The 19,368-nt window shown below is 75.4% G+C and carries 17 protein-coding genes; 6 read left to right on the top strand and 11 right to left on the bottom strand.

The features are described 5' to 3' along the window. Positions 1-196 precede the first annotated feature (196 nt). Both AB0F01_RS21125 and AB0F01_RS21130 read right to left on the bottom strand, forming a co-directional pair. Positions 197-2,260 carry a discoidin domain-containing protein gene (locus tag AB0F01_RS21125; RefSeq protein WP_362097809.1) on the bottom strand — a complete coding sequence of 688 codons (2,064 nt, stop codon included), beginning with the start codon at positions 2,258-2,260 and terminating at the stop codon, positions 197-199. A 273-nt stretch (positions 2,261-2,533) separates the two neighbouring features. Continuing rightward, positions 2,534-2,881, bottom strand: a complete 348-nt coding sequence (locus AB0F01_RS21130) for a hypothetical protein (RefSeq protein ID WP_362097811.1) — start codon at positions 2,879-2,881, stop codon at positions 2,534-2,536. A 648-nt stretch (positions 2,882-3,529) separates the two neighbouring features. Here AB0F01_RS21130 and AB0F01_RS21135 point away from each other — a divergent pair. The 3 genes from AB0F01_RS21135 to AB0F01_RS21145 all read left to right on the top strand — a co-directional run bounded on the left by AB0F01_RS21135 (position 3,530) and on the right by AB0F01_RS21145 (position 6,743). Then, positions 3,530-4,369: a PP2C family protein-serine/threonine phosphatase gene (locus AB0F01_RS21135; RefSeq protein ID WP_362097814.1), complete on the top strand. Its 840-nt coding sequence runs from the start codon at positions 3,530-3,532 to the stop codon at positions 4,367-4,369. 89 nt (positions 4,370-4,458) lie between these two features. Next, complete coding sequence (locus AB0F01_RS21140) at positions 4,459-5,574, top strand: MASE1 domain-containing protein (protein ID WP_362097817.1); 1,116 nt, start codon at positions 4,459-4,461, stop codon at positions 5,572-5,574. Positions 5,575-5,666: 92 nt separating this feature from the next. Then, positions 5,667-6,743, top strand: a complete 1,077-nt coding sequence (locus AB0F01_RS21145; RefSeq protein ID WP_362097820.1) for a hypothetical protein — start codon at positions 5,667-5,669, stop codon at positions 6,741-6,743. Between the two features lie 31 nt (positions 6,744-6,774). Here AB0F01_RS21145 and AB0F01_RS21150 read toward each other — a convergent pair whose 3' ends face one another. Beyond that, positions 6,775-7,473, bottom strand: a complete 699-nt coding sequence (locus AB0F01_RS21150; protein ID WP_362097822.1) for a DUF1275 family protein — start codon at positions 7,471-7,473, stop codon at positions 6,775-6,777. Positions 7,474-7,795: 322 nt separating this feature from the next. Further along, on the bottom strand, positions 7,796-8,662 hold the full coding sequence (locus AB0F01_RS21155) for a L,D-transpeptidase family protein (protein ID WP_362097825.1): 867 nt from the start codon (positions 8,660-8,662) through the stop codon (positions 7,796-7,798). A gap of 207 nt (positions 8,663-8,869) precedes the next feature. Here AB0F01_RS21155 and AB0F01_RS21160 point away from each other — a divergent pair, with 207 nt between their 5' ends. Beyond that, positions 8,870-9,712, top strand: a complete 843-nt coding sequence (locus AB0F01_RS21160; protein WP_362097828.1) for a hypothetical protein — start codon at positions 8,870-8,872, stop codon at positions 9,710-9,712. A gap of 167 nt (positions 9,713-9,879) precedes the next feature. On the opposite strand, the gene AB0F01_RS21165 is transcribed toward AB0F01_RS21160, so the two are convergent. The 5 genes from AB0F01_RS21165 to AB0F01_RS21185 form a co-directional block, all read right to left on the bottom strand. Beyond that, positions 9,880-10,905: a hydroxyacid dehydrogenase gene (locus AB0F01_RS21165; RefSeq protein WP_362097831.1), complete on the bottom strand. Its 1,026-nt coding sequence runs from the start codon at positions 10,903-10,905 to the stop codon at positions 9,880-9,882. 103 nt (positions 10,906-11,008) lie between these two features. Beyond that, entirely contained in the window at positions 11,009-11,824 is an 816-nt protein-coding gene (locus AB0F01_RS21170; RefSeq protein WP_362097833.1) for a transferase, read from the bottom strand. Beyond that, on the bottom strand, positions 11,821-13,086 hold the full coding sequence (locus tag AB0F01_RS21175) for a glycosyltransferase family 4 protein (RefSeq protein ID WP_362097836.1): 1,266 nt from the start codon (positions 13,084-13,086) through the stop codon (positions 11,821-11,823). Before AB0F01_RS21175 ends, AB0F01_RS21170 begins: the two co-directional genes overlap by 4 nt. Before the next feature lie 44 nt (positions 13,087-13,130). Then, positions 13,131-13,580, bottom strand: a complete 450-nt coding sequence (locus tag AB0F01_RS21180; RefSeq protein ID WP_362097839.1) for an AraC family ligand binding domain-containing protein — start codon at positions 13,578-13,580, stop codon at positions 13,131-13,133. Between the two features lie 315 nt (positions 13,581-13,895). Continuing rightward, on the bottom strand, positions 13,896-15,071 hold the full coding sequence (locus AB0F01_RS21185) for a PP2C family protein-serine/threonine phosphatase (protein WP_362097841.1): 1,176 nt from the start codon (positions 15,069-15,071) through the stop codon (positions 13,896-13,898). Positions 15,072-15,504: 433 nt separating this feature from the next. Between AB0F01_RS21185 and AB0F01_RS21190 the strand changes: the two genes are divergently transcribed. After that, the gene (locus AB0F01_RS21190) at positions 15,505-16,023 is read left to right on the top strand and encodes a hypothetical protein (protein ID WP_362097844.1); all 519 of its coding nucleotides are present in this window, start codon (positions 15,505-15,507) and stop codon (positions 16,021-16,023) included. A 52-nt stretch (positions 16,024-16,075) separates the two neighbouring features. Here the strand turns inward: AB0F01_RS21190 and pgm are convergent, their stop codons facing one another. Together pgm and AB0F01_RS21200 are read right to left on the bottom strand one after the other, a co-directional pair. Further along, positions 16,076-17,716, bottom strand: a complete 1,641-nt coding sequence (pgm, locus tag AB0F01_RS21195; RefSeq protein ID WP_362097846.1) for a phosphoglucomutase (alpha-D-glucose-1,6-bisphosphate-dependent) — start codon at positions 17,714-17,716, stop codon at positions 16,076-16,078. A 182-nt stretch (positions 17,717-17,898) separates the two neighbouring features. Beyond that, positions 17,899-18,360, bottom strand: coding sequence for a hypothetical protein (locus AB0F01_RS21200; RefSeq protein ID WP_362097849.1), 462 nt, complete (start codon positions 18,358-18,360; stop codon positions 17,899-17,901). A gap of 830 nt (positions 18,361-19,190) precedes the next feature. On the opposite strand from AB0F01_RS21200, the gene AB0F01_RS21205 reads away from it, so the two are divergent. Next, positions 19,191-19,343, top strand: coding sequence for a hypothetical protein (locus AB0F01_RS21205; protein ID WP_362097852.1), 153 nt, complete (start codon positions 19,191-19,193; stop codon positions 19,341-19,343). Positions 19,344-19,368 lie beyond the last annotated feature (25 nt).

A 19,368-nucleotide genomic window follows, 5' to 3' on the forward strand; every position in this document is an offset into this window, starting at 1 on the left:
CGGTCCCGCGTGCCGGAAGTTCGCGGGGCCGGCGGGGCACACGCCCCGTCCGCCGCGACTCGTCCGGGCCGGAGCGTCCCCGGCTCCCTCCGAAGACGCTCCGAAGGCCTTCCGGGCCCCCGGGCCGCTCCGGGCCGCCCGTTCTTCCTTCACGGACGGCCCGGAGGCGGAGGCGGCGGTGCGGTGCGGTGCGGTGTCAGCCGCCGTGCACGCCGACCTCGTACAGGGAGTAGCCCCACTGGGTCCCCCGGGTCTGGCCGTGCACCCGCACGTACCGGGCCTGTCGGGCCTCGAACCGGGCCGTGTCCAGGCCGCCGTCCCCCGACGTGGTGGACCACACGGTGCGCCAGTTCGTGCCGTCCGTGGACAGCTCGATGCGATAGGCACGGGCGTAGGCGCGCTCCCAGTCGAGCGTGACGCGCCCGACCCGCCGGGCCTCGCCCAGGTCGATGCGCAGCCACTGGTCGTCGCTCCAGTCGCTGGCCCAGCGGGTGCCCCGGTCGCCGTCCACGGCTCGGCCCGCCGCGTAGCTGGTGAACGGGTTCCACTCGGACGAGGAGGCCGTGGCGGACGCGCCCTCGGCGAGGTTCACCCCCGGCCGGTGGGCCTCGGAGGCACCCCAGGTGGTGAGGTAGGACTCCGCGCCGCGGAACAGGTCGTCCACCACGTCCTGGCCGCCCACCCGCCGGATGTCCTCGATCCAGTCCGGCACGAGTCCGTAGTGCGCGGCGCCGTCGGTGTTCAGGTCCCAGGTCCGCTCGCCGGTGGTCTGCCGCTCCAGGACCGACCCGCCGTCGACGCTGCGGAAGGGGTACGTGACGGGATCGGGGGCGTCCGCGCCGCGGGGGGCCGGCCAGCCGCCGACGCCGTTCATGTCGGTGCCGTAGCCGTAGCCGACTCCGTGCTCGTCGCGCAGCGCCTCGGTCCGTCCGGCCTCGGCGACGAAGCCCTCCGAGCCGTGCATGTACTGGGCGATGAAGCCGCCGAGCCCGTAGACCCGGTCGGTCCAGTCGAGGTCCATCCAGCTGTGCGAGGAGAGCACGCCGGGGTAGGACTCGGCCTCCAGGATGTCGAGGACCCGGCCGGTGGCCTTCACGCTCATGTGGTCGATCTCGAGCATCATGTTGCGCTTCATCATGCCGCGCACCGCGTACTCACCGAGATCGGTGAGCCCGCGCACGTTGCACTGGGCGTCCTGCTCGTAGCGCGGCAGCTCCACGCCGTCCGGGAGCTTCTGCTCCGCCCCGGGCGCGGCGGTCAGGCCGATGGGATTGTCGTGCTGCGGGCCGGTGCACTTCTCGGTGCGCCAGAAGGTGCCGGTCGACAGGAACTGGCCGACGTTGATGGCGGTGCCGAGCGCGCCGGAGTCGAAGCGCACCCCGCACAGCGCGTTGTCGAACTTGTGGCACAGGAACATGCTGCGCACACCGAGGTCGTACAGCTCGTCGAGTCCGGCGTCGATGTCGGCCCGGTCGCACTGGGCGATGTCCAGGACCTGCTTGCAGCCGAAGGGTTCGGAGGTCTCCACCCCCAGCACCACGGCCAGCTTGCCCTGTTCCACGACCCGGCGGGCCTGCGCGCTGTCGGTGACGACGCGGAACCAGCCCTTGCCCGGGCCGCCGTACATCCGGTCGACGTAGTCCTGCATGTCGTAGGTCAGCTTCGCCTGCAGCCGGATGGAGGTCATCTCGTCGCAGCTGCGGTCCTTGAAGAAGTACACCGAGCAGATCACGCCGTTGGTGACCAGGTCGTTCACCATCACGCGCTGGCCGCCGCGCCAGGCGCGCTCGATCCACGCGTAGTAGTTCTGCTGGTGGGTCAGGGAGTCGTGGGCCGGCCAGTCCTTGAAGGTGGGCCAACCGTGGGGGTCGTGCCGACCGTCACCGCCGTTGGTGATGAAGTCGAAGACGGCGAGTGACCCGTCGGGGTAGTGCTCGGGACAGTCCTTGAGCGCGTCCGCGATGCCCCGGTCGGAGAAGGGCTTGCCGCAGATGAGCCGGCCGCCGAACGCCTCGTTGGACATGACGTGGTTGTGCGCGTCGACGAACCCGCGTACTTCCCCGGCGGAGTTCGTGCCCCGGAACGGCTCGCCGGTGACGCCGATCCCCGAGTCCGGGGACGGGCGCGCGGTCGGGTCCCACCAGTCGCCGTCGGCGGCGGAGCTCGGTGTGGGACCGAGGGCCGCCGCGAGGACGAGCAGGACCAGGGAGAGGAAGGCGAAGTGCCGGCGTCTGCCGGTGGAGCGTCGAACGATGGTCACGGCCACGTCCCTCCGTCGGCGATCGGCACGGCCGGTCGACCGGCGGGACACGCCCGGGGTTGTCATGACCGCGCTCAGTAAGGCCGAATATCGCTACCGGCGCGTAAGGAGTCAAGGGTCCGGGGCGGGCGGGATGCCCGGGCGCACCCCCGGACGCACCCGCAGCGGCCGTCCGGGGCTCCACCGACCGGCCGCGCCGACCGGGTCACGGCTCGCGGCGGGCCGGGGAGCAGCCCTCCCCACGGCACCGCAGCGGTGAGGTGGGGCGACGCCCTACTCCCCCGCCTCCGCCGCGTAGTGCAGGGAGATGGAGCGCAGCACGTCCGTGGCGGACACGTCGGTACGCCCCGCGTCGTGGATCTCGGCGAGCTGGACGAAGGCGAAGGCCAGGGCGGAGGTGATCTGCACGATGGCGGGCCCCAGCTTCGCGGTGACGATGTCCGCCACCTCTCGGGCGTCGGCGTCGGCCGGGAGCTCGATCTGCGGCAGCATCTCCTCCAACAGCCGGGAGACGGCACCGCTGTTGGTGACCGAGTCCGGGTCGGCCCGTAGCTGCCGCCGCATCTCCAGGGCCTCGGTGAGGATGCCGACGCCCCGCTGCATGAACTCCCGCTGCTCCATGCGGACAGCCTAGTGCCGCGGCAGGCGACGGTTGCCCGTCGAGGAGCGGCGTCCGGTGCGTGCTCCCGGTGTGCCGGACGGCAGCTCTCGTACCGGACGCACCCGGGCCCCCGGGCCTTCGGCCGGTGCGGCGAGCGTGCGTGCCGGGCGTCGCGACGGGGCGAACGGTCGCCTGGCGCGGCACTGGACAGCCGCACCGGTCCCCCCAGGGGGCCGCCGGTCCCGGGCGTTCCGTACGGCTCACCGGAGGCCGCACGCCGGGCGGTGACACCGGAGGTCGGGCACCGCGGGGTTCGGGCGGCACCCCGGCCGCGAGGGCCGACGGGAGGACGGCGGCGGGGCGGCACCACCTCGCCGACGGTTGCCGGGCTCCGGGCTCCGGGCTCCGGGCTCCGGGCTCCGGGGCACGATCGCCCGGCGCCAACGAACCCGGCACGCAGGATCAGCGGGACGCAGGAGGGCCTGCACGCTGGGGCACCGGGACGCAGGAGCAACGGGAGGCAGGAGCAACGGGACGCAAGGGCCCGACGCGGACCGGACTGGCTCGCTCCAGCGGGGTACGATTATGTTCCTTTTCACCCCTGATCCACGCTTTCGCCCGGAGGGCGATCACCGGTCTCACCGTCCTCGGCCCCGAGTGAGTGATCCATGTCCCGTACCGGTCCCGTGGACGACGGCGACGAGCTGCTGACCAGACTCGGGAAGCTCACGGCACAGGCCCGCGCGCACGCCGAGGAGCAGCGCTCTCGGGTGGAGCTGGCCGTCGCCCTCCAGCGCGGCATGCTGCCGCGGGACCTGCCGACCGCCCCCGGGGTGCGGCTGGCCGTGCGCTACGCACCCGCCTACCAGGGGCTGAACGTGGGCGGCGACTGGTACGACGCCTTCCCGATGGCCGACGGCCGCATCGCCCTGTCCATCGGGGACGTGCAGGGGCACAACGTCGAGGCGGCGGCCTTCATGGGTCAGGTCCGCGTCGGCCTGCGCGCCCTCGCCTCCGTCACCGGGGAACCCGGGGAACTGCTCGCCCGCACCAACGATCTGCTGCTGTCGCTGAACTCCCCGCTCTTCGCCACCTGCACGTTCATGCGCCTCGACCCCGCCGACGGGGTACTGGAGAGCGCGCGGGCCGGTCACCTGCCGAGTGTGTGGGCCACCGCGGACGGCCGGTCGGGCGTCACGGAGGACGAAGGGGGGCCTCCGCTGGGTGTCCAGCCGGGCGCGTCGTTCCCCGTCACCCGGTACCGGCTCACCACCGGCGGGGTGTTCGTGCTGCTCACCGACGGTGTGGTGGAGGGACCGTCCATGCCGCTGGACGAAGGACTGGAACAGGTCGTGCGGCTGGCGGGCATCGCGGCCGTCGCCGGCCTGGACGCGGACGCGCTGGCCGCCGCCGTGATCAGGGGCGCGGAACAGGTGGGCCACGACGACGACGCCGCGGTGCTGGTCCTCGGGCACGACCCGCCGACCGCCCGGACCGCCCGGCCGTAGGGCCAGAGGGCCGGAGGGCCGGAGAGCCGGAGAGCCCGAGAGCCGGAGCGTGCCGCCCCGCCTCGCAGTCGGGGCGGCGCCGGTGTCTCATGTCTGATGTGACGACCAGCCTGGATCCGCGGGCAGCCGCCGTCCACACGGTACGGACGCTGGCGATCGCCGCCTGCTACTACGCCGCGGGACGGCTGGGGCTGCTGCGCGAACTGGTCATCCAGGACTCGGTCGTCAGCCCGATCTGGCCACCCACGGGCGTGGCGACGGCCGCGCTCCTCGTGTACGGGCTGCGCGCCTGCCCGGGCATCGCGCTCGGCTCCCTCGGCATCATCCTCACGCTCACCACCTCCCCGCAGCTCTCCGCCCTCGGGCTGGTCGCGGGCAACACCGCGGCCCCGGTCTGCGGGTACCTGATGCTGCGCCGGGTGGGCTTCCGCACCGATCTCGCCCGCCTGCGGGACGGGTTGTCCCTGGTCTTCCTGGGCGCGTTCGGCGCCATGCTGATCAGCTCCGGCACCGGGGCCGGCCTGCTGGCCGCCACGGCCGGCATCGGGTGGCAGGACTTCTGGCCGCTGTGGCTGTCCTGGTGGGTGGGCGACGCGATGGGGGTGCTGATCGTCACCCCGGTCCTGCTGCTCCTGCACCGGCTGCACCGGCACCTGCGGCGGCCGTGGCCCCGGGCTCGGTGGAGGGAGGCGGTGGGCCTGGCGCTCGTGGCGGGCTGCCTGGTGCCGTTCGCCACGCACAGTCCGGCGAGTCTGCTGTTCCTGGTGTACCCGCTGGTGATCTGGGCGGCCCTGCGCTTCCAGCTGGCGGGCAGCATGCTGTGCGTGCTGCTGGCCTCCGTCATGGCCACCGTCGCCGCGACGGAGGGCACCGGCCCGTTCCGGGACATGGACCGGGTCGAGGTGATGCTCAACCTCCAGGCCTTCAACGGGGCGATCGCCCTCACCGCCCTCCTGCTGTCGGCGGTGATCGCCGAGCAGCACCACACCCGACGTTCGGTGGAACGCGCCTGCCAGGAGCTGATGGAGGTGCTGGAGCACCTCACCGCCGGGGACACCGCCCCCGCACGTCCCGGCGAGGGGACCACGACCCCTCCGCCCCCCGGCCGTCCGTCACGGGACCGTCCCCCCGGCCTTCCGCCAGTGGACCGCCCACCCGGCCCCCCGCCGTGGGACCGCCCGCCTCCTGACCGCGACACCGCCTGAGGTCCCGCCGGGAACACACCGTCACCGGTGGCGGCCCGCCGCGCCCTGATTAGGGTGAGGAGGGGGCAGAGCAGCCCGGGAGCGAGGTTCCCATGACCGGATCGCACACCCCCGACGTCGCGGAAGGCGCCATGGGGCACGGCTACGCCCGGCACTCCCGCGTGCAGCACAGCGCCGCCGACCACGGGATGCCCCTGCTCGACCGGGCGCTGGACGCGGTGGTCCTGCCGCGCGACGGCTCCCCGTTCCGCGTGGCCGACCTCGGGGCCGCGGCCGGGACCAACTCGCTGGGCCCCTTGCACGCCGTGGTCGAGCGCGTCCGCGCCCGCACCGCCGCCCGCACCCCCGTGACGGTGGTCCACACCGACATCCCGGCGAACGACTTCAACGCGCTGTTCGACACCCTCACCGGCTCCCCCGACTCCTACGTCCGCGACCCCGACGTGTACGCGTGCGCCCAGGCCCGCTCCTTCTACGAGCCCCTCTTCCCGACGGCGGAGCTCCACCTGGCGTGGAGCGCGATCGCGGTGCACTGGCTGTCCCGGGTGCCCGGTCCCGTCCTGGGCCACGTCTTCAGCTCCCGGGCCACCGGCGCGGCGCGGGAGGCCCTGCGCCAGCAGTCCCGTAAGGACTGGGAGGCGTTCCTGACCCACCGGGCGCGGGAGCTGCGGTCCGGCGGTCAGCTGGTGGTACTGGGTGGCGCGTCCGCCGACGACGGCACCAGTGGCGCCGAGGGCCTGATGGACGCGGCGGACGCCGTACTGGGCGACCTGGCGCGGGAGGGGCTGATCACGACCGCCGAGCACGCGCGCATGACGATCCCCACCTGGAACCGCACCGCGGAGGAGTTCCTCGCCCCGCTGGGCACGGAGCCGCTGGCCGAGGTCCTGCGGCTCGAGGAGCACGAGCTGGTGGCCCTGCCCGATCCGCACCTGGAGCGGTACGAGGAGACCGGGGACGCGTCGGCCTTCGCCGAGGGGGTCACGCAGTTCTTCCGGGCCGCCATCGAGCCGTCCCTGTTCAGCGCGCTCGACCCGGAACGCTCCGACGCGGAGGTGTCCGCCGCGGCCGGGGCGTTCGCCGAGGGCCTGCGCGCACGGGCCGCCGCGGATCCCGAGGCGCTCGAGACGCACTGGCACGTGCTGATGCTGCGCGTCACCCGCCGGTGACCGGACGGGCGCCGGGCCGCGGGCGGCCCGCTCAGGCTTCGGGCCGCCGCCGGGACGCCGGGTTCGCGACGTAGGCGCCCATGCCGGCCAGCACGCCGGCGGCGGCCACCAGCAGGGCCACCGTGAGACCGAGCCGGAGCAGCAGGGTGCCGATCGCCGCACCGACGACGACGGCCATCAGTCCGGCGGCCCGGTAGCGCTGCAGTTCGCCCCCGCCGCCCCCGCCCACGGGCGAGGTCCGGATCAGCGTGACCAGGGTGCCGGTGACGAGGGTGGTGTTCAGCACCGCTCCCAGCCGCCACATCGTGGCGCTGCGCAGGCCCATCGCGGTCGCGGTGAGGGCGATCACCACGAGGTGGCGCGGGACCGGCGCACGCTGTTCGACCAGGTCCAGGCCGAGTGCGGTCAGCGCCGCCGCGATCAGCAGCACGGCCGCGGTACTGGCCGAGGTGAACAGCCACAGGCGGTACCGGTCGGCCGCCATCGCGGCGCCCAGCCGGCTGCCGACGACGGCGCCGACGGCGAACGCGGCGACGGCCGTGCCGCTGCCGAGCGGTTCCAGGCCCTCGGCCCCGGCCGCGGCGAAGCCGAGGAAGAGCAGGTTGCCGGTCATGAACGCGGTGAAGATCTGTCCCAGGCCGAGGAAGGCGACGGCGTCGACGATCGCGGTGACCGCGGTCACCGCGACGAGCGACTTCGGCAGCGGGTCGGAGGGGGCGCGCGGGGGCATGGGCCCAAGATCTGCGACGCCGTGGCCCCGCCGGGCCGCACGGCGGCGCGCGGCGGCCGTGCCCCACCCGAACGGACCAGGGTCCGTCGTCCGGGTCACGTACCGGAGGTCGGACGTCGGAGGTCGGGGCCGGCCGGTGCCTGGCCGGCACGCGGGTGGGGGCCGTGAACGCGGCTGCGGGACGGAGGGACCGTCGGCGGAGGGCCTGGCAGCCGGCGGCGCCGCAGCCGCGCGTGCCGGGCCGCGTGGTCGCGGATGGACCGCCCGACGGGCCCACGGGCCCCGTGGGCCCGGCGGGCGGTCGCATGGGGGCCGCCGCACGTCACCGGCGCAGCGAGGCGGCGTCCCCCATGACGATGACCGGGTGCTGTTCCGGGTCGAGAACCCGCAGCAGTTCCCTCATGTGTGCCTCGTCCAGGCTCACGCACCCCTGCGTGGGGCCGTCGTGGTCGACGTGCAGCCAGACCCCGCCGCCCCGGTCGGCGCCGAGCGGGCGGGTGCGGTCCAGCGGGGAGGTGCCCGGCTCCCGGTTGTAGTCGATCGCGATGACGTGGTCGAACGACCCCTCCAACGGCTCCCCCTCGAACCCCGTGCCGCTGATGGCGAAGCGGGGCGACTCGTCGTACGGCAGCCGGGTGCCGGGGTCGGGCAGGCGTCCTCCGGCGTCGCTCAGGGTGAACACGCCGATGGGCGACCGGAGATCGCCCATCCGGTGGTCGTCGGTCCAGCCGCGCAGCGCGTTGTGGGCGGGCCAGGCCGGACCCGCCCGCCAGCCGGCGGCGGTCCGCCGGTGCAACACCACCTCGGAGCGCGAGGAGTCCTTGCCCCGGCCGGTCACCACGACCACCTGGCCGGAGTCCCCGGGGATCTGTGCGAGGGTCCGCGGTCCCAGACCGGGCAGCCGACCGGCCCCCGGGACGCCGGGGGCACCGGCCGCGGGGGCCACGGCGGGCGGGGCGGACGTCGCCGGGGCAGTGGTCACCGAACCCGCCGTCGGCGTGGGCCCCGGTGCCGGGCCACCGGTGAGGACACCGCATCCGGCCAGCACCGCTATCACGACGAGGGCGACGGCCGCCGACGGCAGGCGGCGGCGCGCGCGGGCGCGGCCCGGGGCGGCGGCCCACCCGGTCCGGGCCGGAGGCCGGGGCCTGTGGCGGTCGCGCGAAGGGCGCTCGATCGTTGAAGCCATGCGCTCAGCCTGACTTCGGCATGCCGCAAACCGTCGGTTCGGCGCGCGGGTCCCCGACCGGTGCCCCGACTGGAGCAGCACCCCCGCGGGCGGGGAACATCCGTTCCGCTCCCCCCGTACGGGGCGGTGACCTCCCGGACCGGCCCCGACCGCGGTCGCCCGGCCGTACCATGACTGGCCACCAGGACCCAAGGGAGGGACACCGCCATGTCCGAGAGCACCACCGCCACGGACCTCACGTCCCAGTACACCGCCCAGGTGGCGAGCGACCTGGAACGCAACATGAAGGAGCAGGAACGTATCAGCGCGGACATCGCCGCCCTGCGACAACAGTTGACGGCGCTTCAGCGCGACCACGCCGTGCTGCTCAGCGTGCAGCAGGCCCTGGGAGCGGCCCCCGCACCGGTGGCTCCCGCCGCTCCGGAGCAGGAGCGGGAGCGGGATCCGGAGCAGCAGCGGGAGCAGGAGGACGCGGCCGCGACCGTTCCGGCACCGCGGCGGAAGCGGGCGACGGCCCGGCAGACCGCCGAGCAGCCGAAGCGGGGCGGGAAGAGCACGTCCACGACGCGCCGCGCACCGGGGCGCAAGGGCTCCGGCAAGCAGGCGACGGGCACCGCGGCCGAGAAGGCTGGCGCCGTAGCCGGGAAGGCGGGCACCGCGGCCGGGAAGACGGGCGCCGTAGCCGGGAAGACGGGCGCCGCGGCCGGGAAGACGGGTGCCGCGGCCGGAAAGACGGGCGCCGCAGCCGGAAAGGCGGGCATCCGTCCGACGAAGGGCACGAAGGCGGCGGCCGACGGCCCCAAGCTGGTCGAACTCGTCCAGGAGCACCTGGCCGGGCAGCAGGAACCGCGGTCGGCGGCGGAGATCGCCGAGGCGCTCGCGGCGGCCCGTCCCGGACGCACCGTCAAGACCACGGTGGTCCGCAGCACGCTGGAGGGGCTCGTCGCGCGCAACCGGGCCCAGCGCAGCAAGCAGGGCTCGTCGGTGTTCTACAGCGCGCCGGAGGCCGGTGCTCCGGGGGACCCGCTGGGCGGGGACGGCGCGTCCTGAGGCCGGGCGGGCTCCGTCTCACCCACCGAAGAGACGTTCCCGTCCGACCGTCACGGCAGCACCCGTGCACGCGCCCGGGTGCGGGCCGGATGCGGGCCGGGCACGGGCCGGGCGCGGAGGCGTGCCACGTCGACCCCGCGCCCCCGCGGGCCGGGCCGGTGTGCCGTTCAGGCGAGGAAGGGCAGGTCCTCGCGCCGCACCGGATGACGGAAGCCGGCACCGGACGCCCACCGTCCGGCCTCGGCGACCGCGAGGTCCGCGAGGCGGCGCCACTCGTTGCCGGACGCGCCGGCGACGTGCGGCGTGATGAGGACGTTCTCGCAGTCCCACAGCGGATGGCCGGGCGGCAGGGGCTCGGGGTCGGTCACGTCCAGCACGGCACGGATCCGCCCGGCGACGGCGGCCTCGGTCAGCGCCTCCTGGTCCACGACCGCACCGCGCGCGGTGTTCACCAGCACGGCGCCGGGCCGCATGGAGGCGATCAGTTCCCGGCTCACCAGCCCACGGGTGGCGGGCAGCAGTGGGGTGTGCACGCTGACGGTGTCGCAGGACCGGAACAGCTCCGCCGCCCGAACCCGCCGCGCGCCGAGGGCGCGGGCCTCGTCGTCGTCGACATGGGGATCGTGCAGCAGCACGTCGATGTCGTGGGAGCGCAGCAGGGCGATGACTCGGCGGCCGACGAGGGAGGCCGAGAGGATGCCGACGGTGCGGCGGTGGTTTCCCGTGGTGCGGGGCGTGCGCAGGCCGTCGGGGAGAGCGCGGGTGGCCCGGTAGGCGCGGGCGGACTCCAGGACCTGCTTGCCGGTGAGCAGGATCATGGCGAGCGTGTACTCGGCGACCGGAACGGCGTTGGCCGCGGCGGCGGAGGACACCTCGATGCCGCGTTCCCAGCAGGCCTCGGTGACGTGGCCGCGCACGCTTCCCGCGGTGTGCACGACGGCCCGCAGCCGGGGCGCCGACCGGAGCACGTCCTCGTCCAGGGGCGGGCAGCCCCATCCGGTGACGAGCAGTTCGGTCCCGGCGAGCAGGGAGCGCGCCCTGGGGGTGGTCAGGTCGTCCAGGACCGGGGGTGGGGCGAGGTCGCAGACCTCCGCGAGGGCCGCGAGCGGCTGGGCGTCGAGGACGGCGGCGGCCGCGTCCCGGGACATGGCCAGTGCGGCGCGCGGCCGGCGGCCGGGGAGCGACTCGGTCATGACGGCGACCCAACCGCCCCGCACGGCGGCCGGTCAAGCCGCCGGACCATCGACGCGCTGGTACGCAGGCGCGCCGGGGCCCCTGTCCCCGAGTGACGGGCCGTCACCCGTCGGCCGCCCGGGTCACCGCGACCGACAGGTCGTTGTCGACGGTGTAGTAGGGCCGCACCCCGGCCCCGCGGTGCGTGACCCGCGGGTACACGTGCACGTGTTTGCGGTCCGCGAGGTCGTCGAGCAGACGGCCGACCCGGATGGGCGGAGCGTCCTCGGCGGGCCGTACGAACACGTCCCACACGTGGTCACCGCCGTCCACCGGTTCCGGATGGGGCACGGTGAAGGAGACGTCCCGGCCGTCGACGTCCACCGGCAGGACGCGCACGGTGCCGGGGTGCCCGCGCAGCCGCAGCACGGCGGCGGCCCCGGCGCCGGGTTCGGCACCGTGGAGCCGGGCCCGCACGGTCAGCGCCCGGTCGTCGAGCGCGACCGGGCCGCCCTCCGCGTGCGCGGGGCGCAGCCAGGCCCGGACGGCGAGGTAGCCGTCCCGGGTGGTGTACGGGACGCGGACCGCCACCGGTGCCGTCCGGTCGCGCAGGGCGCCGTCGACGAGCGCCCGCACGTCCCGAAGCCGGGGCCGCACACGCAGCCGGGCGCCGTCCGGGCCGGTCAGCAGGAACACGTCCCAGCGGCCTTCCCGGAGCGCGGGCAGCGGGGGCAGTACGGCGGTGGGGCGGCCGTCGTCCGTGACCGGTCCGGGGGTGAGCAGGTGCGGCTCGCCCTCGGGGCGGCCCTTGCCGGGCCGCCGGACCAGGGCGGGGCGGGCACCGTCCGGCACGGGGGCGAGCAGCGCGAAGGTGAGGCGGCCGTCGGCGTCGGCCGTGCAGTCGGCGCGGGGGTGGAGGTCGGTGCTCGGGCCGGTCATCGGTGTCCCTTCCGCAGGGTGCGCAGCGCGGTGGAGGCGGCGGTGCGGGTGAGGTCGCGCACGGCGTGGCCGTGGCCGAGGAGGGCGCGGCGCGGGCCGCCCCGGCCCGCAGCGGGACGGCGGCCGTCGGCGCGGGCCTCCGTCGCCGCGCGCAGGAGGCGTTCCGCCCGCTCCACGACGGGCCCCGGGGCGTACCGTCCGGCCTGGGCGAGGGCGGCCCTGCCCATGCGGCGGCGGCGTTCACCGTCCCGTACGAGGTCCAGCAGGGCCGCGGCGAGCGCGTCGGCGTCGCCGGCCGGCACGAGCCGTCCGTCGACCCCGTCGGAGACGATCTCGCGCGGGCCGTGCGGGCAGTCGGTGCTGACCACGGGCAGTCCGCAGCGCATCGCCTCCACCAGGGTCATCCCGAAGGACTCGAAGTCGGCGGCGGCCGCCCCGATCGAGCCCTTGACCCACTCGGCCTCCATCGCGCTGACGGCGCCCATCAGGAACACGTTGTTCCACAGGCCGCGTCGCTCGATGAGGGAGCGCAGCCGGTCCTGTTCCTCGCCCTTGCCGTAGATGCGCAGCTGCCAGTCGGGGAACTCCGCCGCGACGCGGGCGAACGCCTCGATGAGCAGGTCGTAGCGCTTGACCGGGACCAGTCGCCCGGCCGCGACGACGACTTTCGCGGTGCCGTCGGCGGGCGGCAGCACGGGGTCGGGGACGCTGTTGGGCAGCGCCTCCACGAGGACGCCGGGCAGTCGCATGCGGCGCCGGTAGGCCTCGGCGTCCGCCTCGGTGACCGTGGTGAGCACGTCGAGGGAGCGGTAGGCGCGGCGCAGCGCGGTCCGCAGCCGCGGCGGGTGGTGGGCGAGGGTGAGGTGCTCCTGGCCGACCCGGGCGACCCGCTCGGGGGCCTGGAGCGCGAGGTGCACGTTGAGTCCCGGCCGGGTGCCGATGATCACGTCGGCGTCGGTGGTGGCGAGGCTCTCCGCGATCCGCTGGTCCGTCAGTTCGCTGTACTGGCGGTACCGGTACTCGGAGGCCGGATAGACGGCGGCGGGTCTGACGTGCAGGGGGTGGTCCCGTTCCCGTCTCAGGTCCACCAGGGCCCGCAGGGCGACACCGGGACCCGGGGTGAGGTTCGGGTGCTCCCGGTGCCGTAAGACGGAGACGATCTCCACGTCGTGCCGGCCGGCCAGCGCGGCGGCCAGGTTGAACGTGGTGCTGATCGTCCCCCCGATCCCGTAAGCGTTGTGGATCAGAAAGGAGATCTTCATGGCGGGCAAGACCGCATCGGCGGGTCGGGCGTTGTCTGTTGTTATCAGTTCGTGTCCCCGGCGGGGCCGGGCGAGGCGGGGGCGGGAGAACCGGGAGCGGACCGCTGGATGCGCATGCCGGGCCGGCGGCGGTGGACGGTCAGGTACGTCAGTCCGGCGGTGTCGGCGGCGAGGGAGCGGGTGGAGCCGTGCGGCAGCCAGGTGAGGCTGCCCTGCCGGAGGGAGTGCGTGCCGTCGGGGGCGGTGAGGGTGCCGCTGCCGGCGAGCACCAGCAGCAGGACGTCCAGGTCGGGTTCGCGGTGGGTGTCGACGCGCTGTCCGGGAGGGATGCGCACGACGTTCGCGTCGAGCTGACGGCCGGACTCGGCCAGCCGCCACAGGGCACCGGCCGGGGCGTCGTCGAGTGCGGCCAGGGCGGCCGTGTCGGCGAGGATCCTCGGGAGCGGGACGGCGTCACGGGGCGGCACCGGGATGTCGTCGCCTTCTGCCGTCATCTGGTCCACCCGTCCCGTGTGTCCGATCCCGTGTGTCCGGTCCGCCGGAGCGTGTCCGGCCGCGCGTAAAGATGAACGTAACATGCGTATTTGAGGGGGCGGCGAACCGCCGCACCGGGCCGGGAGGGTGCGACGGCGGCCGCGGACGGTCCGCGCTCCGACGGGCGTCCGGCCCGCGTCAGGACAGTCCCACGGGGTCCACCGCGTCGTCGGCCCGCGAGGCCGCGTCGTCCGGTGGTGTTCATGACGCCCGGGGTGCTGGTCTGCCGTTTGGGTGCTGGTCCGCCGTCCGGGGTGCTTGGGACGCCAGGGCGTTCATCTGCCGTCCGGACCGTGCGCGTCGGCGGCGACCTCCGTCCCGTCGTCCCCCGGCCGGGGCCGCGCCCCCGCGGCGGCCCGCTCACGGGTATCGATGGGCGGGCCGCCGTGCCCGTGGTAGCGCAGCAGGAGCATCGCGGCGTCGTCACCGGGCGGGCCCGCCGCGTGCTGGACGAGGTCCTCGCGCAGCGCCTCCAACGCCCGGTGGATGTCCGGCTCCTTGAGCAGGTGGGTGCGCTCGGCCAGCGGGTAGAAGCGGCCGTCGGCGTCGCGGGCCTCGGTGACGCCGTCGGTGTACAGCAGGAGTTGCTCGCCGGGCGCGAACCGGACCCGGTACGGCTGCGGTCCGTCGTCCGGAGCGGCCAGCGGGCCGAGCCCGAGCGGCAGCGCCGGGGCGGGCGGCTCGGGGAAGTCGGCGCCGCCGTCTCGCCGGACCAGCATCGGGGCGGGGTGACCGTAGTTGAGCAGGACGACCTCCTGGTCGGCACGGATCTCGGCGAGCACCGCGGTGACGAAGCGCTCGCCCTCCAACTCCCGCGCCACGCTGCGCTCCACGCGCGCCCCCAGCCCGAGGAGGTCCGGTTCGTCATGGGCGGCCTCGCGGAAGGCGCCGAGCACCACGGCCGCCGTCTCCACGGCGGCCAGGCCCTTGCCCTGGACGTCGCCGACGACGACGCGGACGCCGTGCGGCGAGGACACCACCTCGTAGAGGTCGCCGCCGATCCGGGCCTCCGCGACGGCGGAGGTGTAGGACACCGCGACCTGGACCGGGCCCGCGGTCAGCGGGACGGGACGCAGCAGTACCCGCTGCGACACCTCAGCGATCGAGCGCACGCTCGCGAGTTCCGCCTCCCGCCGGGAGCGCATCACGGCGGCGGCGATACCGACGCCGGTGACGCCGGCCACCGATCCCATCGCCGCGAAGCCCCGGCGTTCCGCGAACAGCCCGTTGAACAGGCCGAGGCCGACGCACAGGAGCAGGGCCAGCGCGCCGATCACGGCGGTCCTGCGCCAGCCGCCCACCAGGCCCGCGAAGGCCGGGCCCAGCGACACCAGCGGGAGCAGCCCCACCCCCGGGCCGGCCGTGAGGTCCATGACCGCGATCACCGCCATCACCACGAACGGCGTCAGGGCCAGCGCCGTCTGGGCCGGTGGCGGCTTGGTGTCGGTCATCCCCTGCTCCCGCGACGTCGAGGCGCTCGAGAACCTCCCGCTTCCGGCGCGGGCGTCCTTCTCCCCTCCTGAGACTATGCAAAGGCCGGCCGCGGCCCGGGACGCCCGGCACCGGTCTTTATCCGATCGAGTCCGCCCCCCGAGTCCGCACCCGGTCATGTTCTTCGCGGTCCTGCAAGCGGGCCGCCGGCCTCCGGGTCCGCTCCCCCGGCCGCTCCCCCGCCGTCCAGCGGGCGGCAACCACCCAGCGCCGCACGGGCGCAGGCCGTGCCCTCACGCGCTCGAATCCGTAGGATCTCCCGTGCCGGACCGGGAGCCGGCAGGTTCCGCCGGACCCGTCGTCGCCCTGTGCGATGATCCTTGCGGTGTTCAGGGGCGCTGGGGGCCTGCGGGGTGACCGGCGGACCTCCGCACACGAGAGGGAGCGACGGACGTGACCGCGCAGAGGCCGGACGACGACGGCGGGACGCCGGACGGGCGGGAGCCCGCGCCGTCGCTGCCCGACGACGTCTGGCAGCGGTTCCTCATGGACGACGAGCACGCCATCCGGGCTTCCGCGCCGAAGGAACCCTCGGCCGTGCAGCGGGCCGCGGCCCCCTGGCCCCGCCCGGCGGCGGCCCGGGAGACGGCCCGGCGCGGGCGGCGCCCGGCGGAGGCCGTCGGGGACCTGTGGCATCCGGACGACCCCTGGGAGGGCCCCTCCTGGCGGAACCTGGACGACCGGGCCCGGCGCCGCCGGGTCGGCCGGGTGGTGGGCGCCGCCGCCGCGTTCGCGCTGGCCCTGGGCGCCTGGTCGCAGTGGTCCACCGGTGCGACGCCCCGTCAGGAACGCCCCGGGGACACGATCCTGCAGCAGTCCGAGGAGGCGCCCGTGGAGCTTCCGGCGACGACGTCGCTGCCGACCGGTTCGCGTTCCGCGTCCCCGGCCACGCCCGCGGTCCAGCCCGGCTGACCGGGGCGGGACCGCGGGCTCGGCGTGCGGTCGCGGTGCCACGGACGGTGGCTCAGCCGCCGAGTGCGGCCAGCACCACCGACTTCGCCTCCTCCTGGACCCGGCGGAGGTGGTCGGTGCCCCGGAAGGACTCGGCGTAGATCTTGTACACGTCCTCGGTGCCCGAGGGCCGCGCCGCGAACCAGGCGTTCTCCGTGGTGACCTTGATGCCGCCGATGGCCGCTCCGTTGCCGGGTGCCTCCGTCAGGACGGCGGTCACGGCCTCACCGGCCAGGGTGTCCGCGGTGACCTGGGCCGGTGACAGCTTCGCCAGGCGGGCCTTCTCCTCCCGGGTCGCCGGGGCGTCGATGCGCTCGTAGGCGGGTTCCCCGAACCGGGCGGTGAGGGCGGTGTAGTGCTCGGACGGCGTGCGGCCGGTGACGGCCGTGATCTCGGAGGCGAGCAGCGCCAGGATGATGCCGTCCTTGTCGGTCGTCCACACCGAGCCGTCCCGCCGCAGGAAGGAGGCCCCGGCCGACTCCTCGCCGCCGAAACCGAGGGTGCCGTCGGCCAGCCCGTCCACGAACCACTTGAAGCCGACGGGCACCTCGACCAGTTCGCGCTTCAGGTCGGCCGCCACCCGGTCGATCATCGCGGAGGACACCAGCGTCTTGCCGATGCCGGCCGCCGACGGCCACTCGGGACGGTGGGTGTAGAGGTGGCCGATCGCCGTGGCGAGGTAGTGGTTGGGGTTCATCAGGCCGGCGTCCGGGGTGACGATGCCGTGCCGGTCGGCGTCGGCGTCGTTGCCGGTGGCGATGTCGAAGCGGTTGCGCTGCCGGATGAGGGACGCCATGGCGTGCGGCGAGGAGCAGTCCATCCGGATCTTCCCATCCCAGTCCAGGGTCATGAAGCGCCAGGTGGGATCGGTCAGCGGATTGACGACCGTCAGGTCGAGGCGGTGCTCCTCGGCGATCCGGCCCCAGTAGGCGACGGACGCGCCGCCGAGCGGGTCGGCCCCGATCCGCACCCCGGCCGCGCGGATCGCGTCGAGGTCCAGCACGTTCGGCAGGTCCGCGACGTAGCTGCCGAGGAAGTCGTGGCGGCCGGTGCCGTCGGCGGCGAGGGCGCGCGCGTAGGGGATGCGGCGGACGTCCTTCAGGCCGTCCCGGATGATCGCGTTGGCCCGGTCCTGGATCCAGGTGGTGGCCTCGGACCCGGCCGGGCCGCCGCTGGGCGGGTTGTACTTGAAGCCACCGTCGGCGGGCGGGTTGTGGGACGGCGTGACGACGACGCCGTCGGCGAGGCCACCGGTGCGGCCCCGGTTGTGGGTGAGGATGGCGTGCGAGACGGCCGGGGTCGGCGTGTAACCGTCGGTGCTGTCGATGAGCACCGTGACCCCGTTGGCGGCGAACACCTCCAGTGCGGTGACCCGCGCCGGCTCGGACAGCGCGTGGGTGTCGGCGCCCAGGTAGAGGGGGCCGTCGGTGCCCCGGTGCGCCCGGTACTCGCAGATGGCCTGGCTGGTCGCGGCGATGTGGTCGTCGTTGAACGCGCCGGCCAGGGACGAACCGCGGTGTCCCGACGTGCCGAACGCCACCCGCTGGGCCGGGTCCTCGGCGTCGGGGCGCACCGCGTAGTACGCCGTGACCAGCCGAGCGACGTCGACGAGATCCTCGGGGCCGGCCGGGCCGCCGGCTCGCTCGTGCTGCATGTGCCCACTCCTCCGCAGGGGTCGCATCCTTCGCTTGCGGACACATCTTTCCTCTTCGGGACGCCGACGCGCGAGTAGGGCCGGCGGCCGGCCGCTCCCGTCGGCCCCGGCGGCCGGGCCGCGGGACCCGGGCACCGGTACGGCGTCGCCGCCGCGCCCGGGCCCGGTGCCGTCGGCCCGGGTCAGATGCGTCCGCCGGTCATCCGGGTCAGCGGGCCCTGCGTGTGACGCCCGGCGCGCCGGCCCACGGCGTACGACGCGGCGCTCAGCGCGGTGAGCCCGGCGCCGACGCCCGCGGCGACCAGCTTGCGGTGGGCGACGACCGTCCAGGCGGTCTTGGCGCCGGCGGCGACCTGGCCGGTGGTGGCCACCACCGCGCGGCGGCCGGCCTCGACGCCCTTGGCCGCGGACTGCACGGCCCCGTTGGTCACCGCGGCGACGCGCTCGGTACCGGCCGCGACGGCCGACGTGGCGTCACCGGCCTTGGCGGCGGCGCCCTTGGCAGCGTCACCGGCCTTGGCCGTGGTTCCCTTGGCGGCGTCGGCGGCCGGCGCGGTCGCCTTGTCCGCCGTCTGCCGGGCCTTGTCGGCCGCGGTCCGGGTCGAAGTGGACTTCTGCCGTGTGTTCTTGCTCTGTTCACTCATGGAACTCCGACTTGCCTCGGACTCCCGCGGCAAACACTCCGGGTGACAATCCGTCCGGCGGACGGGGCTGCGGAGTGCCCCGAAGGGCTGGAAGGGACTGGGAGGGGCTGGGAGGGGCTGGGAGGGGCTCTGCGGGGCCGGGAGGGACTGCGCGAAGGGCTCCGGGCTTCCGGGCTTCGGGGCTCCGGGCCTCCGGGCCTCCGGGCCTCCGGGCCTCCGGGCCTCCGGGCTCCGGGCTCCGGGCTCCGGGCGCGAACGTCCGGCGGCGGGACGGGACTTCGCGGACGGGCGGGTCGTCGCGCCCCCCGGGGCCGGACGGAACACTGCGCCCAGGGCCGCAGGGACGGGGACGGTGTCCGGACGGCCCGGCCGGCGGGCCGGGGGCGTGGGAGACCCGCGTCCCGGTCACGTCCGGGGCGCGGGCTCCGGCACCGCGCCTCGCCGGGCCGTGTTCCCGTCTGCTCGGGTCCGGCCCGGCCCCTCCCCCACCGCGCGGCTCAGGGCTCCGGGGCCCCGGGCCCCGCTCAGCCGGGCCGGACCTGTCTGCTCGGGGTCGGCGGGGCCGGTCCCGTGTGCGCTCGGTCCGGCGGGACCGGTGCTGTGCGTGCTCCCGGTCCGGCGGGGCCGGTGCTGAGCGTGCCCTCGGTCCGGCGGGGCTGGTCCCGTGCGTGCGCTCGCTTCAGCGGGTCCGGTGCATGCGCTCGGTTCGCGGGTCCGGTTCGCTCCCGTGGGCAGGGCCGGGCGAACACTCCGGGGCTGACCATGGCCTGCGGGGGTATCCGGTCCGTGCGGGGACCAGGGCGTCCCCCGGACCTCGAAAGGAGCAGCCCATGCCGAGCATGCTGCAGCGCATCAAGGAGTTCAGCCGGAGCCCCCAGGGACGGCGCGCCGCCGAGCAGGCCCGACGGGCCGCCGCCGACCCCCGCCGCCGACAGCAGGCCCGCCGGCTGCTGAGCCGGTTCCGGGGCGGCGGTCACCGCTGACCGCGCCCACCGGGGGCTCGTCCCC

Source organism: Streptomyces sp. NPDC029526 (assembly GCF_040637405.1).
GTDB lineage: Bacteria > Actinomycetota > Actinomycetes > Streptomycetales > Streptomycetaceae > Streptomyces.

Bases quoted from the DNA above. Each gene is read 5' to 3' on its own strand.
- AB0F01_RS21150 (WP_362097822.1), bottom strand. From the start codon at position 7,473: ATGCCCCCGCGCGCCCCCTCCGACCCGCTGCCGAAGTCGCTCGTCGCG.
- AB0F01_RS21205 (WP_362097852.1), top strand. From the start codon at position 19,191: ATGCCGAGCATGCTGCAGCGCATCAAGGAGTTCAGCCGGAGCCCCCAG.
- AB0F01_RS21140 (WP_362097817.1), top strand. From the start codon at position 4,459: ATGTCTGATGTGACGACCAGCCTGGATCCGCGGGCAGCCGCCGTCCAC.
- AB0F01_RS21165 (WP_362097831.1), bottom strand. From the start codon at position 10,905: ATGACCGAGTCGCTCCCCGGCCGCCGGCCGCGCGCCGCACTGGCCATG.
- AB0F01_RS21170 (WP_362097833.1), bottom strand. From the start codon at position 11,824: ATGACCGGCCCGAGCACCGACCTCCACCCCCGCGCCGACTGCACGGCC.
- AB0F01_RS21185 (WP_362097841.1), bottom strand. From the start codon at position 15,071: ATGACCGACACCAAGCCGCCACCGGCCCAGACGGCGCTGGCCCTGACG.
- AB0F01_RS21155 (WP_362097825.1), bottom strand. From the start codon at position 8,662: ATGGCTTCAACGATCGAGCGCCCTTCGCGCGACCGCCACAGGCCCCGG.
- pgm (WP_362097846.1), bottom strand. From the start codon at position 17,716: ATGCAGCACGAGCGAGCCGGCGGCCCGGCCGGCCCCGAGGATCTCGTC.
- AB0F01_RS21135 (WP_362097814.1), top strand. From the start codon at position 3,530: ATGTCCCGTACCGGTCCCGTGGACGACGGCGACGAGCTGCTGACCAGA.
- AB0F01_RS21145 (WP_362097820.1), top strand. From the start codon at position 5,667: ATGACCGGATCGCACACCCCCGACGTCGCGGAAGGCGCCATGGGGCAC.
- AB0F01_RS21130 (WP_362097811.1), bottom strand. From the start codon at position 2,881: ATGGAGCAGCGGGAGTTCATGCAGCGGGGCGTCGGCATCCTCACCGAG.
- AB0F01_RS21175 (WP_362097836.1), bottom strand. From the start codon at position 13,086: ATGAAGATCTCCTTTCTGATCCACAACGCTTACGGGATCGGGGGGACG.
- AB0F01_RS21160 (WP_362097828.1), top strand. From the start codon at position 8,870: ATGTCCGAGAGCACCACCGCCACGGACCTCACGTCCCAGTACACCGCC.
- AB0F01_RS21200 (WP_362097849.1), bottom strand. From the start codon at position 18,360: ATGAGTGAACAGAGCAAGAACACACGGCAGAAGTCCACTTCGACCCGG.
- AB0F01_RS21180 (WP_362097839.1), bottom strand. From the start codon at position 13,580: ATGACGGCAGAAGGCGACGACATCCCGGTGCCGCCCCGTGACGCCGTC.